Source organism: Paenibacillus sp. S-38 (genome assembly GCF_049942825.1).
In the GTDB taxonomy this organism is placed as follows: Bacteria; Bacillota; Bacilli; order Paenibacillales; family NBRC-103111; genus Paenibacillus_G.
In genome coordinates, this window is the sequence record NZ_CP187970.1 from 3,869,112 (window position 1) to 3,885,959 (window position 16,848).

At 56.8% G+C, this 16,848-nt stretch carries 2 protein-coding genes; both read right to left on the reverse strand.

The window, feature by feature from the left end; translation table 11 throughout:
• Nucleotides 1–33: 33 nt before the first annotated feature.
• Nucleotides 34–4,455, reverse strand: a complete 4,422-nt coding sequence (locus tag ACP26L_RS17825; protein WP_426454527.1) for a beta-ketoacyl synthase N-terminal-like domain-containing protein — start codon at nucleotides 4,453–4,455, stop codon at nucleotides 34–36.
• 3 nt (nucleotides 4,456–4,458) lie between these two features.
• Complete coding sequence (locus ACP26L_RS17830) at nucleotides 4,459–16,800, reverse strand: amino acid adenylation domain-containing protein (protein ID WP_426454529.1); 12,342 nt, start codon at nucleotides 16,798–16,800, stop codon at nucleotides 4,459–4,461.
• Between the last annotated feature and the right edge of the window lie 48 nt (nucleotides 16,801–16,848).

Consider the following 16,848-nt stretch of genomic DNA (forward strand, 5'->3'; position numbering starts at 1 on the left):
TCTCCTTCTTTGGAGGTACTATCCGGGGGGGATCTACTCCTCGCTGGCAATGAGGCGGCTGACCTCATCCTCAGACAATCCCTCGATTTCGTTGAGCAGCCGTTCGAATTCTTCGGGCGTTACTTCATGGTTCGGCTTGACCTCATTCGCCTCAATCGTCTCCGCCTGTGTTTCAATCGTAGGCGCTTCGAAAACAAGGTCCATCGGAATATCGGCGTAAAACGCTTTGCGAAGACGCAAAACCAGCTGCACGGAAATCAGCGAGTCGCCCCCGAGATCGAAAAAGTCCTGCTGGACGCCGATAGGGTCAAGGCCAAACAATGACTTCCAAATGGAAGCGATGCTCTCTTCCGTAGGCGTCCGAGGTGCGACGAGTCCTTGGGCGGATTCGGCGGTATCGCTGCCCGCATGTCCGGCCTCAGTCGCGACCGCCCCCTCACCTGACCATTCCTGATGCAGTTCATGGATATCCTGCTTGGATACGATCACCTGGCTGATGCCTCCGGCAGCCATCCCGGCGACGCGCTGCATGATCTGATAGCTTTCCGTCATGGAAACGCCGTATTCGCTGCGGTACCCTGCCAACTGCTCCCGCAGAGCGGGCGGCAGGCTGCCCTGCTTCTCCAGCCACGAGTCCTCCTTCCACACTCCCCAATGAATGGAAACGGCTGGAATGCCGATGGAAGTCAAATATTTTGCAAACAGCTCCGAGCTATAGTTGGCCGCACTAAGATTCATCTGTCCGATCCCGCCCGTGAGCGAGAACGTCCGGGAATATAGAAGAGTCGGGACGGGCGGACGCTCTTCCAATAGAGCGGTCAACTGAATCAGTCCTGCAAGCTGAGGGCCCAGCACGCGGCTGGCTTGCTGCGGGTGCTGCAATTGAATGAGGCCGGGATCAAGCGATTCCATAGTGAAGAGAACAGCTTGAAACGGGCCAAGCTCTGCTTCTCCCCGCGCGACCGCCTCCAGCAGCGCCGTTTCATCGCTGAAGTCGACGCTTGCGTAAAACAGGGCCGCGCCTTCCTCTCTTAACTTGCGGATTCGCCGAATCGCGCTTACCGTGCCGTCAGCCTGACTAGAGCTGCGCAGATAGGCCTCCCACTCGCTTTCTGCTGGAAAGGAGCTGTCTCCCAGAAGAAGAAGCGAAGGGCTCGCTTGTTTCGTGATTTCCTCGCACACTCGCAAACCGATGTCGCTGGTCGCGCCAACGACCAAGGTAACGCCGCCGGGATGGAGCCCAGGCGGTGGAACAGGGTCAGTCGGCAGATCGATCTGTTCCATCGATGGAATAAACCGATGCCTGCCCCGATAGGCGGTAAGAGAATGAGGCGAAGTCTGGCTCATCTCTTTGGCCGCCAAATCGGCAAGCCGCTCGAAGCGGTGTCCAGCCAAATCCTCTTCCACCATATCGATCGCTCTTGCCCGAATATGCCCGTATTCATGCGGAATCACGCGCAGCGCGCCTAGTAATGCAGCTCTTTCGGGCATGACTGGAGATTCGTGGGCAATGCTGTGCAAGTTACAGGTCCATACGATCAGTTCCAGCGGCTGCGATGCGGCCGTCACCCCTATCGCTTGGACCAACAGCATCAGGCTGTGTATCCCATGCCGCAGCGCGTGCTCCAGGCGCTCCGCACCGGTTATCGGCTGGGCCTTGAGCAGATCGATATTCCACAAGTGCACCACCTTGCTCGGGGATATGCCGCGAGCGGCAAGATCGGCGAACAGTCTCTCGTAGGCATCCCCTTCCTGCGGATGGATCGTATAGACGTCATCCTCGATTTGCCTGTATGCTGTGCCTTGCAGCACCGTCATCACCCGGTGCCCGGCTTCGCGCAGACGATGGCCGATGGCGTCGGCCAGCCCCTGGCGATCCTGCAGCAGCACGTAGGTTTCCTGCTTGCCGGACTCGGTTTGCGGGACTTGCAGGGCCGCAGGCAGAGGCGACTGCTTCCACAGCGACGTGTACAGCCATCCGGCAGGCTCCTGCTGACGATGCGGCTCGTCGCCAGCCGAAGCGGCAGTACCGCCTGACCATCGCGGCAAATAATACGTTTTCCGCTCGAACGGATAGGTGGGCAGACGGACCTTATGCAGCGGCTGTCCGGCATAAAACGCAGACCAATCGATATCCGCTGCCCGAAGCCGCCACAGCTCGCCGACAGCCTGTAGAACGCCCGCGAATGAAGAGCCGCTGGAGCTCTCGTCCGGCAGCGTGGGGATGACGGCTGCCGAAGGGGGAGCGGACTGAGGTGACGACGGATCGTTCAGCCAGCGATGCGCTTGTTCGGGGCCCATCTGTACCCATACGGAGGATTCTTCTTGCACGAGCAGGCGAATACCGTCAGCGAGCCGGGGAGATTCATGCACACAGCGAACCCAGTAGTTCAGGTCAAGCGCCTGCTCGTGGGTCAGCCACGTCCCCGTCTGACCGGACAGCAATGGAATTTGCGGCACGTGCAGAAGGATGCGGTCAGCCCAATGATTCGTGCTTCCTGCTGACGATACGAGCAGCGCCGCGCCTTCCAGCGACATGACCCCGGCCAAGCATGCAGCCGCACACTCGCCGATGCGGTCGCCGATGACGGCCTGGGGACGAATCCCCCACGCCTCGAATTGTTTCGCCAGAGCATACTCCACGGCGAACAAAGCCGAACGAGTCAACTGCATCTGCGTATCGCCGCCTAGCTCAGCGCCACGCTCCTGTTCCCGGGAAAAGAACCACGATCCCCAATCGGCGCGAAAATGCTGCTCGAACAGTCGAGCGCAGCGAACCAGCGTCTCGCGGTAAACCGGCATCTCCTCTCCCTGCTCGTACAGCGCCCTTCCCGCGGCCGCGATCGCCTTCCCCTCGCCTGAGAACAAGAATGCTACCGATGCGGGAGAATCGCCCTCTCCTGCCGCAGCGGGGCGGCGCAGCGCCTCCGTAAGCTCGCGAACAGCGGAATCGGCATCGCCCGCCACGACCGTCAGCCTGCATGCGAATGCTTCTCTTTTCGTAAGTGTATATGCGATATTTCTGAGCGCTGCTGCAGGTTCAGAGCGCATATAGTCAATCAGATTGGCGGCCGCTTGGCCAAGCGCTCTTGGAGATCTGGCCGATAACGGCAAAAGATAAGCAGACTTAAGTCCCGATGCCGACCGAGCAGCGCTGTGCTCGCTGTCCTGCTCTGCATAAGACGCTTCTTCCAAAATCACATGAGCATTCGTTCCTCCCATACCGAAGGAACTGACGCCAGCCCTGCGCCGAGTCCCACGGGTCTGCCATTGCGCCAATTCCGTGTTGACATAAAAGGGACTCTCCGCAAAATTGATTTTTGGATTCGGCGCTGTGTAGTGCAGGCTGGGCGGGATCAGTCCATTTTGCATGGAAAGAACGGTTTTGATCAGTCCGGCGATGCCGGCACCGCTGTCGAGATGCCCGATATTGGTCTTGACCGAGCCGAGGGCGCAGTACTGCCTTGCCGAAGTGTAAGCGCGGTAAGCCTCGGTTAGCGCCGCAACCTCGATCGGATCGCCAAGGGCCGTTCCCGTTCCATGGGCTTCCACATATCCTATGGTTTCCGGGTCAATGTCCCCTATAGCGAGTGCCTCCTTGATCACTTCGGCCTGCCGCAGCACGCTGGGAGCCGTGAAACCGACCTTTTCTGCCCCATCGTTATTGACCGCTGTCCCCCGGATGACTGCCATAATCGGGTCCCGATCTTCAAGCGCATCGGCCAAACGCTTTAACAGTACAACGCCGCCCCCATTGCCCGAAACCGTCCCCTGTGCGGCGGCATCGAAAGCCCGGCAGTGACCGTCCGGGGACAAAATGCTTCCTTCCTGATAAGGAAGGCCTTCCGTCTGCTTCGCTTTGACCGATAAGCCTCCAGCAATCGCCATATCGCATTCATAGGCCCAGAGCGACTGGCAAGCCATATGTACCGCAACCAGCGAGCTGGAACAAGCGGTTTGGACCGTAACGCTCGGACCGGTCAATTTTAATTTATACGACACGCGGGTGCTAAGAAAGTCCGGCAAATTGCCGATCACCGCCTGCATCGTGCCCATAGACTCGACCATCTCTTCATGACTCAAGACTTGATCCATATAGGCCGAAACCGTACAGCTGCCATATACGCCGACTCGTTCCGGGCAAGCCGTCCCGCTGTAGCCTGCGGATTCCAAGGCTTCGTAAGCGCACTCGAGAAAAATCCGCTGCTGCGGATCGGTCATCTCCGCTTCACGCGGAGTCATGCCGAAGAAATCGGCGTCAAAATCAGCAAATCCCGGCAAAACGCCTGCGGCATTGACCCTGCCGGGCTCCTTTTCCGCGAAAAAAGTAATGGACTCCGTGCCGCCTTGTAGGTTTTCCCAAAATTGTTCGAGACTCACCGCTCCTGGAAATCTTCCTGCCATTCCGATAATGGCGATCCCGCGCAGCTCCCTGCTCGTGTGATCGATGTTCATCGGCTACCTCCTTCTCATTCTAAGCTGCCTCTGCAGCTCCATGTCTTGCATGCGCCGGTCGGTCATTTCCGCATAGGCCCGCGTTTCTTCAGCTCCTCGCCGCGTTCCCGTCAAGTGCTGCGCCAATAACCGGACGGTCGGGTAGCGGAACAAATCCACAATCGTGACCTCTTCGTTCACTTGCTCGCGAATCCATTGGTGAACTTGCATGGCACGCAAGGAATCCCCACCTGCATCAAAAAAGCTGACATCCAGCAAGACGCGCTCTACTCCAAGCACCTTCTTCCATATAGTAGAAATGGCCAATTCCGTCTCGTTCTCCGCGGCGACAGCTCCCTCTGCTTCCTCTTCGATGCGGACCCTCTCCAAGGAAGGGCGGTCTATCTTCCCGTTAGGCGTAAGCGGAATCCGTTCCACTTGGACGAAATACGACGGGAGCATATACCCCGGCAGCTTCTGAGACAGCTCTCTTCGCAGGGTCTCCGCGCTTAATTTCTGTCCGGCTGCGAAATAAGCGCACAAAGATTTGGCATGACTCCCATCCTCCCTCACGATGACTACCGCTTCCTGCACGCCCGCAAGCTTCAGCAGCGAAGCCTCTATCTCGCCCGGCTCGATCCGGTGGCCCCGAATCTTCACCTGCCCGTCAATTCGGCCTCCGAATTCGATCGTCCCGTCTTCCCGCCATCTGGCGAGATCGCCAGTCCGATAGCAGCGCTCGCCTGGGCGAAACGGGCTGTCTATGAACGCCGATTCCGTCAGTTCCGGCCTGTTCAAATACCCGCGCGCCACGCCATCCCCGCCGACAAGCAGCTCGCCCCACACGCCGATCGGCGCCAGCTTGAGCGAAGCGTCCACCACATAAGCCGTGCCCGCAATCGGCCGGCCAATGGGCACCGCCCCCTGCTGTTCCCCATCCAGCACGTATACCGTGGAGAACGTCGTATTCTCTGTCGGGCCGTATCCATTCACGATCCGCAGCCCCGGGTGGTCTCGCCCTACACGGTTCACATGGGAAACGGACAACGCATCGCCCCCGACGATCAGCGTACGCACGCCCTCAAACAGCTTGCCGCCCGCCATGCTCAGCTGGTTAAACAGCGGCGAGGTCAACCACATGGTGTTGATCCGGTGCGCCCGAATCGCTTGCCGCAGCGCATGGCCATCCAATAAAATATCGTCCGGGGGCAGCACCAGCGTTCCGCCGTTCAGCAGCGTACCCCACAACTCGAACGTCGAAGCGTCAAAGACCATCGCCCCGGTTTGCAGCAGCCGGGTATTCTCGTCAAGATCGGCATATCCGTCTGTGTTGCTGATCAGACGAATCACGTTGCGGTGTGTCGTCAGGACGCCTTTGGGATGGCCCGTCGAACCGGAGGTGTACATCACATAAGCCAGCCGGTCCCCTCCGGTCTGCCCGCCTCCAGCCGCCTGCCTCGGATGGACTCCCACTCCCTCTTTCCTGTAGAAGCCCATGTCGTCCAGCGCAAGCGTTCGGCATTCCATACACGCACGGTCCAGCCAAGCGCCGGGAGCCAGCATCAGCCTGACTCCGGCATCTTCCAGCATAAAGCGAATGCGCTCCTGTGGATGACCCGGGTCCATCGGCATATAGGCGCCGCCCGCTTTCAATATAGCCAGCATGCCGACAAGGCTATGGATGCTGCGTCCGGCGATAAGGCCGACCCTTTCCTCCGCAGCCACGCCTTGAGCGCAGAGCGTCCGGGCCAATCGGTTCGCCCGTTCGTTCAGCTCGCTGTACGTGAGCCGCTCATTCCCCCACACGACCGCGATCCGGTCCGGCCTCCGGCGAGCCTGTTCTTCGAACAGCCCCTGAATGCTCGCTTCCCGGGGATAGTCCGCAGCCGTATCGTTGAACGCCAGCATGATTTGCTTTCTTTCCTGCTCGGTAACCAGTTCCAGCGCTTCCACAGACAGATTCGCATCGGCTGCGAGCTGCTCTATCGCCTTGATCCAATGTCCGCGAATGCGCTCCACCCCAGCTCGGTCGAATACGAGCGCATTGTACGAGAAGCGGATCTGCATGTCCGCGCCGGGCACAACAATCAAGTTGAAGTCGTAATTGGTTTGTTCCGTCGTTTCCACATTCGACACCGTAAAATATCGAGTCCGCCCGCTTCCGATTTGCTCCAGCTGCTGTTCTATCGGATAATTTTCGAAAGCAACGAGATGACTGAGCAGATGCTGCTTCTGGTCGGTGAGCGACTGTATCTCATAGAGCGGGAACATTTCATGCGGTTGCGAAGCTAGGGCAGACTCCTGCGTTCTTCTCATAATCTGGGAGAACGAATCGCCGGAATTCGCACGAATGCGCACGGGAACGGTGTTAATAAACAGCCCGATCATTCGCTCGACCCCCGGTATCTCCGCCGGGCGGCCCGATACGACGCTGCCGAACATCACATCGCGGTTCCCGTTATACTTCTGCAGCACGACGCCCCATGCTGCGTGAATCCATGTATTGACGGTAACCCGATGCTGTCTGGCCGAACGTTCGATACGGCTTGTCAATTCCTGGCCCAGACTGAAATCCAGCCTCGCCAGCCTGTATTTCTCGCTCCCCTCCTGCTGCGGTCTAGCACCAGGAAGTACGGTTTGCTGGCTGTAATCCTGCACATAGTGCCCCCAGTACGTCAGCGCTTCCCGGCGGTCTTGACGGCCCAGCCAATCCAAATACCGGCTGTATGGAGTAACAGGACTTCGTTCTAACGGGGTTTGTTCGATCAAGGCTATATAAGTATCGAATACTTCTTTCGTCATGAGCGACATGCACCAGCCATCCATCAACAGATGATGGAAACTCCACACCAATCGGTACGAGGCCGGGGCCAGCTGGAAAATCGTCACTCGCATCAGCGAATCCCGTTCGAGATCGAATCCGCGCTGCTTGTCCTGCCGTATGAAATCGGCCAGATGTGCCGCTTGCCAATCGGGCGGCATCATGCTCAGATTCTCGCTATACAGCGCACTGCTTCGGCTGCGAAACACCGCTTGCACAGGCTCCTCGTGCCAATCGGTAAACACATTCGTTCGGAGTGCCTCATGGCGCTGGACCAGCAAATCCAAACTTTTCCTAAATATATCCAAGTCGAAGTGACCCGTTATATCGAAAGTTGCCTGTTCAAAATAAACGCCCAGCTTGGGATCCTTGATGCTGTGGAACAACATTCCCTTCTGCATCGGCGTGAGGCCGTACACATTCTCAAGCTGCCCGACGGACGATGTCCGCGCCGTCCATTGTTCCAGCTGCTCGATCTTCACGTTCTCAAGCAGCACGTCGCTCGGCGTCAGCGCGGGTGTTTCCTGCGAGACGCAGTGGGTAATCACTTCCCGAAGGCTGGCATGCAGCCGATCGGCCAATTGTTCGGCTGAGGCTGGAGCGATCGCCGCTTCACCGTACCGGATATACATGCACAGACGGCCCGCGGAGACCATGCCGTTGATGTCCAGCAGATGTTCCAGGTAGGCGTTTTCGCTGACGTGCAGCCCTTCCGAATAAGGTGAGCGCGCGAATCCGCTGATGGCCAAGTCCTCTTCGAGCTGTCCCATATAGTTGAAGCTGATTTGCGGCTGCACCCGGAGCGCGGCTTCCCCGCAGGTCTCCGATAAGTACCGCAGCACACCGTAGCCCATCCCCTTGTGAGGAATACGCCGCAGCTCTTCCTTCACGGTTTTGATTAACCTGCCCGTACAACCGGATGCGTCAAGCTCCAGCAAAACGGGATACATAGCGGTAAACCAACCGATCGTCCGCGAGACATCAACATCATCCGTCAACGATTCCCGGCCATGGCCTTCCAAATTCACGAGCACGCTGGACTGTCCGCTCCAGCCGTAAACCGCCATCACCAAGGCGGTCAACAAGAGATCGTTCACCTCCGTATTGTACGCACGGGAGGCCAGCTTCAAGAGCTGTTCGGTTTCCGCTTGAGTCCACTGAACAGCCAGCAGCCTGCTATCCTTGAGAAGCAGTCTGCGAACAGGGTTCGCGACGGGCAGCAAGGCGTATTCGGCCGATTGCTCGATCCTCTCCCAGTAAGTACGCTCGCGTTCGAGCTCCGGGCTGTTCGCATAACGGGACAGCCATTCCGACCATGTCTGAATCGAGTCCGTCTTCAGCGGCAGACGAATCTCCTCTCCCTGCAGAGCCTGCTCGTAGCCAGCCGCAAGGTCTTCGGACAGGATACGCCAAGATACCCCGTCGACGGCCACATGGTGGATGACGATCAGCAGATGGTCGCCTTCTGTGCACCGGAACAGCCCGAGCTTGACAAGCGGTCCGTTATATAGCGACAGGCTGGCTTGCAGGGAGTTGGCCTCGGCCTCGACGGCTTGTCCGGCATCCGCTGCCTCCGTGAGATCGATCACTTCCAGGCTGTAGAGCTGACCGTCGCTCACACTGCGATTCCATAGTTCGTAACCGCCGTCAACCCTACGTATTGCGAGACGAAGGGCATCGTGATGCTTGACGATAGCGGCCGCCGCCTTGTGCAGAGCAGCCTCAACCCATCGCTGCCGCCGATAAAACATCTGCGCCTGATTATAATGATGGGCGTCCCGATGCCCCTGTTCGAAAAACCAGCGAACAATCGGAGTCGCCTTCACCCGCCCCTTCACCTCGCCTTGTTCGGCGGTCCTGCTCGCCTGCCGGATATGCGGACTAAGTTCGGCGATGGTCGGATACATGAACAAATCTTTAATCGTCAGCCTGTATCCAAGTTGAAGCAGCCTTGACGAAATTTGCAGCGATTTGATCGAATCTCCGCCTAGTTCAAAAAAATGATCCCGAGTGCCGATCTGCTCCACGCCAAGGACGGCCTGCCACACCTTGGCCAGCGCCGCTTCCAGCGGTGTGCGGGGAGCCTCGTAGTTCACTGACGAGGCAGTACGGTTGTCCGGTATCGGCAGCGCACGGCGATCCACCTTCCCCGTTACGGTTAAAGGCAGCCGCTCCATCTGCATGAGATGATCGGGCACCATGTAAGACGGCAGCGACTTCCGCAAAAACGCAAGGAGAGCCGCCACATCCAACACCTCATCGGAGACTGCATAGCCGCACAGGCAGGCCTGCCCGTTCCGATCCTCGCGTACGCTGGCAGCTGCCTGCCGTACGCCAGCGAAGCGGCATATCGCCGACTCCAACTCGCCCAGTTCAATGCGGTAGCCGTGAATTTTCACCTGCTGGTCGCCTCGGCCAATAAAGTCCACATTGCCGTCGGCCATCCAGCGGGCCAGGTCGCCTGTCGCGTACAGCCTCTCGCCGGGCACAAAGGGACTAGGCACAAACTTCCTGGCGGACAGTTCCGGAGCGTTCAGGTATCCTCGCGCTACCCCGGCTCCGCCAACGTACAGTTCCCCGACGGCACCGATCGGAACCGGCTTCATGCCGTGATCTAATATATAGAAGCGGGCGTTCAATTGCGGCTTCCCAATCGGCACATAACCTGATGGGGGCAGCTTCTTCAACGGTTCGTCGTAGAAGCCCGAGTCGATAGCCGCTTCCGTCACGCCGTAGGCATTGATGATACGAATTTGTTCGCCAAAGCGCACCTGCATGCTTCTGTAATCGGTCACCTGACAGCTATCGGAGCTGGTAATGATCAATTTCACAGAACGAATATTGAGCTTCTGCTCATGCACGTAGTCCATGAAAGGAACGAGCAGCGCAGGCGTGGATTCGAATATCGTAATATCATAAGTGTGAATCCAATCATACAGGCGGGCCAGATCAATGCGGTCCTCCTGCGGACAAATCCACATGGCGCCGCCGTGACTAAGAGTTCGGGCCAAATCGCCGGCAAACACGTCAAACGAAAAGCTCGCGAGCTGTAGAAGTCGAACGGGAAACTGCCCTAACCGATATTCCCGATAGTAAGCCTGTGCCGTATTGACCAAATTTCTGTGCTCGATCATTACGCCTTTCGGCCGGCCTGTCGTTCCTGATGTATAGATGACGTAAGCCAAATCGCCAGGGTCATTGACAACCGGCACGATCTCGGCTTCCCGGGAAGCGATATCATACAGCGCCTCGTCATCCAGATAGAGCACCGCCCCGGACGCCATCGCCGCACTACGCTCTCTATAACGGGACTGCGTCAGCAATACCGCTGCACCGCAATCTTCCAGCATGAAACGAATACGTTCCTCCGGGTAGTCGGGATCGATGGGCACGTAGGCGCCGCCAGCTTTCCAGACAGCCAATACGCTGACAACCAATAGGGCAGTGCGGTCCGCCATGATGGCGACGAGCGTCTCCCGGCCGACACCGGACACCCGCAGTACCCGAGCCAGCTTGTTGGCCCGGTCATCCAGCTCGCGGTACGTAAGTCTGCCCTCCCTGCAAACCACGGCAATCTCCTGTGGTACTCGCTCCGCCTGCTCCTCGAACAGCAGATGGAACGGCTTGCCGGGGAATTCCATCCCTTCCCTAACTCCCATATTATTGAAGGTTTCAGTCAACAGCGCATGCTCTTCGAGCGTTACCAGGCGCAATTGATTGAGCCGTATGCTCGGATTCCGTGTCACCTGCTCCAAGATCGTTTCCAGATGACCGTAAAACTGCGTCATGCTTTCCTCTTGGAAAACGGACGCGTTGTATTCAAAGTCAAGGCGAATCTCTTCTCCAGGAGTCACGCATAAATTAAAATCGTAATCGGTCTGCTCGATCATCGCCGCATTCGTTAACATCAGCCCGCTGCCGTCTGGGTCATACTGCTTCAGACGAAGTTCCAACGGATAGTTCTCAAAGACAAGAATATGACTGATAAGCGCTTGCTTTTGGGTGCTCTCCGCTTGAATGGCATACAGCGGATACGTTTCATGACCGCGGCATGCGAGCGCCTGCTCTTGCTGCTTCTTCAGGACCTCCAGAAAATCCGCATCCCCTTCGCAGCAAATACGAACCGGAACCGTATTGATGAACAGGCCGATCATCCGGTCGATTCCCGGCAGGTTGGCCGAACGCCCTGAGACGACGCTTCCGAATACAACGTCGCTGCTGTGGTTGTACTTTTGCAAAATCACGCCCCATGCCGTCTGCATCAGCGTAGGCAGCGTCACCTGATGCTGCTTGGCCGACCGATGCATCTGTTCGGTCAGCTGCCGGCTAAGTACGAACGTCCTTTTAGCCGCCTTATACACGCCAGCCTTCTCAGCAGGAAGGGTCTGGGGCAGCTTCGTCAATTGCTCATAGCCGGACAAATACCCCTGCCAGAAGAGGGAATGGGCCTGATCATCTTGTTTCCCCAGCCATTCGATATAGGCACGATAAGGAGCCGCTTCTGGAAGCGTCGGCTGCTGCCGATCTGTCGATGCCTCCCGGTAGATATTGAATAATTCTTGAATGATGAGCGACAAGCACCAGCCGTCCATCACAATATGATGGAAGCTCCACAGCACACGATACATCTCATCGCCGGTTTGCAGAACCGATACGCGCATCAGGCTGCCGCGCTCCAGATCGAACCCTTTCTCCCGATCGGCCTGAGTCCATGCATCGATCTGTGCGTCACGCTCGGTATCCGTTAGCTGCCGTAAATCCGCGTACGAAAATTCGGCACGCCGCTGCCGGTATACCATCTGCACAGGATGCTCCAGCCAGCTGTTGGAAAAATTAGTGCGCAGAACCGGATGGCGCTCGATAAGCGTATGGAAACTGTGCTCGAACAGCGCCATCTGCACATTGCCCTGCAAATCGAACAAGCCCTGCTCGACATACGCATGCGATACCGGATTCTTCAAATGATGGAACAACATCCCTTGCTGCATGGGAGAGAGCGGGTACACATCCTCGATCTCGCCCACAGAACGGTATTGCTCCTTCAAGCGATCCAATTGCTCCAAGGTCACCCCCTCTATCAACAGATCGCTCGGGGTGACTTCCGAATAGGTCTGTCCTGCGCAGTGGGCAATCACTTCTTGCAGACTGGCATGCAGCAGATCGGCCAGCCGTCCCATCGTTTCCGCACGGTACTGCTTGGTGCTGTAGCTGATGGTCATCGTTAATGCGCCCTGCATGATCCAACCGTTGATATCGAGCTTAAATAAGCGGGGCGCTTGCTCGCTCACCGGGTCTCCGATAGAATGAGTGCGAATCAGTGTCGCCAGGTGCGCAGCTTGGTCGAAACTGCCCAAATAGTTAAACCCAATTTCCGGCTCCGGCATGACCAGCGGATCGCGTTCGGACGAGCCGGCCATATAGCGGAGCAGCCCATAACCGATCCCTTTGCGGGGAATGCTGCGCAGCCTCTCCTTCACCTTCCGGATGCGCGCCCGGCAATCGTCCTCGCTGCGGATGTCAAGCAGCACGGGATACTGGCTCGTGAACCATCCCACCGTACGGGTCACATCGACCTCCTCAAGGATTGCTTCCCGGCCGTGTCCTTCCAGCATCACCCCTATGCGCTCCAAGCCGCTCCAGGCATGGAGGGAAGCACCTAGCGCAGCAAGCAGCAAATCATTTGCTTCTGTGCGGTAAGCGCGAGGTGCCAGCTTCAGCAGCCGCTCCGTTTCCTGCTGCGTCCATTGCACTTCCACGTAAGCGCTATCCCGGCATAATGGCATATGCTGCACATCATCCGTCGGAATCGGAAGAACCGCGGCATGTGCGATCTGCTCCCAATAGGCTCGTTCCTCTGCGAGTTCCGATCGATTGGTGTAGTTTTCCAATTGTTCCGACCATATTTGGAACGAGTCCGTTTTATAAGGAAAGGAGATCGGTTCGTCTCGTTTGCACTGCTCATACCCGGCTGCCAAGTCTTCGAGCAAAATTCGCCAGGACACTCCATCCACAGCCAAATGGTGAATGATGATAAGAAGAGAATCGCCATCCGTGCAATGAAACAGCCCGAGCTTCAGATAGGGGCCGCGCGACAGATCCATACTCCGATGCATGGCATTCGCTGCCGCTTCCATAGCTGCTGTGCAGTCCGCTTCGTTCCGAAGGTCGAAGACGTCCAGATGGAACGCTTCTCCTTCTTCCGTTCCACGAATTCGGCCCTGCCAGCCTTCCTCCGTCTGCCAAAAAACAAGACGCAGCGCATCATGATGGGTTACAAGCTTCCGGGCTGTGAGCCGCAGCAGCTTTTCATCGAATCCATCGGCCCGGTGCAGCAGGAACGACTGATTGAAATGATGCGGCTCCGCCAAATCCCGTTCGAAAAACCAGCGCAAAATCGGCGTTAACGTGATCGGTCCGCTGACTTCCTCTTGGCTGGCCATTCGTGCGGATGCCTGCACCACCTCGCTCTGCTTCGCAATGGTCGGATGACGGAAGAAATCCCCGGCCTCCAGGCGGTAGCCAGCCTGCAGCAATTTGGAGCAAATCTGAATCGATTTGATCGAATCGCCGCCCAGTTCGAAAAAGCTGTCATGAATCCCGATGGCCGGCACATCCAATACTTGCTGCCAAGCCTCCGCCAGCATGCGCTCGATCATCGTTCGAGGCGCCGCATAATCCCCCGTTCCCATGAGGCTCCTTCCGGGAACGGGAAGCGCTCTGCGGTCGAGCTTTCCATTCGGCGTGAGCGGCATCCGCGCCAGTTGAATAAAGAAAGAAGGGACCATGTAGGAAGGCAGCACTCCCTCCAACCTCGTTCTCATGTCTTCGGCCGTCTGCTGACCGTCTGCAACGATATAGGCGACAAGCTGCTGCTGACCGGACGCATCTTCCTGGGCCAAAACGGCTGCTTCGCGAACCGAACCCGCTTGTAGAATATGAAATTCGACTTCCCCTAATTCGATCCGATAACCCCTGATTTTCACTTGATGGTCGATCCGGTCCAGATATTCAATGTTGCCGTCCGGCAGCCATCTGGCCATATCTCCGGTTCTGTACATCCGTTCTCCTGGAACAAACGGGTCGCACATGAATGCCGCCGCCGTCAGATCGGGACGATTCCAATACCCACGGGCCACGCCTGCGCCCGCCAGGTACAATTCGCCGACCGCGCCGATCGGAAGCAGCTGGCCGTCCTGATCTAAAATGTAGCAGCGATGATTGCAAATGGGGCGGCCGATCGGGACCGACTTGAGCGTCGCCAAACCCATGCTGTAGGTCCAAACAGAAGCACAGATCGTATTCTCGGTAGGACCGTAGGCGTTATAATACGCAGCGTGATCTTTCCACTTCTCTGCCAGCGCAGCGGAAGGAGCCGAGCCTGCGGTGATCAGCCTTTTCAAGCCAGGAACATTCGCGGGTTCTATATAATGGGCATACGTCGGAGGAAGCACGGCTGTAGTAATCCCATGCTCGTCGATAAAGCGTTCAAACCGCATGTAATTCAAAATGTCAGCAGAAGAAGGAATATATAAGGCAGCCCCGGAGTATAGCGCCATAAGGATTTCCCAGATCGACGCATCAAAAGAAAAGCTGGAGAATTGCAGCACCCTCTCCTGCTCATTCATCTTCAATTCATCATGAAAATACGTCCGCAAATTGCATAGGCCCCTATGTTCGATCATAACCCCTTTCGGCTGGCCGGTCGTCCCCGATGTATACAGCACATAAGCCAGATCGCCGGATCCCCCGACCGGATCGAGATTCGAACCGTCCGTTTCCGCGTTTTGCGCTTGTTCCACAGCCAGCGTTATGCCCTCGAATACAAGGGGCCCCTCAGCTTTTCCACTAACCAAAAGAAGCCGAATTCCGGCGTCTTCCAGCATAAATCGTTTGCGTTCATCCGGATATTGTGGATCGATCGGCACAAAAGCTCCTCCGGCTTTCAGCACACCAAGCATGCCAACGATCGTTTCCGTGCATTTCTCCGCATACAGCCCGATCCGCTGACCCGGTCCTACGCCTTCTCTCCGCAGGATCCGCGCCAGCCGGTTGGCTCGTTCGTTAAGCTCGGCATACGTCAATCGCTCCGTCCCAGAAACAAGCGCGGTATGCTTCGGCGTCTTGGCAGCCTGTTCCTCGAACAGGGCATGTACGGTTGCCTGACGAGGATATTCCGCAGCGGCGCCTTGGAAATCGTAAAGAAGCAGCCGTTCTTCCGCAGGGCTCAACAGCGATAGCTCAGCGATCTTCAGGTCGGGAGCAGCCACAATCTGTTCGACCAACCTGTAGTAACTGTCCAATATTCGCTTTGCTTCCTGCTCGTCTACAGCTTGCGTATGGTAATCAAGCAGCAGCGCAAGCTGCCCCTCATCGGTCAGTTCCAACACGTGCAGATCGAAATCGTTCAAAGTGTCGCCGCAAAAGAGAGGTTCGATCGTCATGAAACGATCCCCGCCGATCGGGAATTTCGCTAACGTTCGATATTGAATGGAGACGTCAAACAAGCTCAAAAGATGGCTCGTGCTATGGAGGTTCCTTATATCTTGAATCATTTGATTATAGGGATATCTCTGGTGCCGTAAGATCGCGGCCTGCTCTTTGGATACGACCCGCAAAAACGAACGTACGTCCGTTACGCTGTCCACCTGAAGCCGAATCGGAACGGTGCTGACATACATGCCGATCGTTTCTTTGTCTTTCTTCGTCGTCCGATTGGCGTAAGCCGTGCCGATCGAGATGTCGCGCTGACGATAATATTTATGCATGAACAGGTAGAGTACGCCCAAAAAAAACGTAAAGAGGCCCAGCTCGTTTTTCTTGCAATACGACTGGACCTCTCGAAATAGGTCATCGCCAAATACCATGCTTTTCCTGGCAGCGGCAGTACTTGGAGGCATCGGGGAATTTGCCCGCAAGCTTGTGCGTTCGGGCAGCGTGCTGAACTCCTTCAGCCAAAATTCCCTGTCTCTGAGGTACCGCTCCGAACGCTCGTATTCCCGTTCCGCTTGAATATAATCAAGATAGGAGGGCCTGGTTCTCCGCTCGATTACCTTATGTTTCACCAGCGCCGTGTAATGCTCGGCAAAGCAGGAGACAAACAAGACAAACGCCGCGCCATCGGCGATCAAATGATGCATGGTCAGAACGACCCAATGCAGATCCTCCCTGACTTTCACAATCGCAGCTTCATATAATTGAGCATCGTACAAAGCCATGGGTGTACCTACATGGCCCGCCGTCCATTCTCTCGCCCTCTCTTCGCCGTCTACTTGGCCGGAGAAATCTTTATAAATGTACTCTTTTAGGATCTCGCATACGGACTGTTTGGGCTCTCCGCCCACCAACGATACGCGCAATCGTACGGCTTCATGGTCTTGAGCCGTCAGATCAAGCGCCTGTTTCACGACAGCTGGATTGACCTCTCCAGGGAGCGGCAAAATAGCGGCCAAAGTAAACATGCAGCGGCCGGGGTGCAAAATCTCGGTAAACCAGATGCGCTGTTGGGGATGGGTTAAAGGATAAAAAGATGGGGTATGTAAGCTCACCTGTTTGCACTCCTTGTTCAGGTCGATTTCTCTTCATAGCTTGGCTGC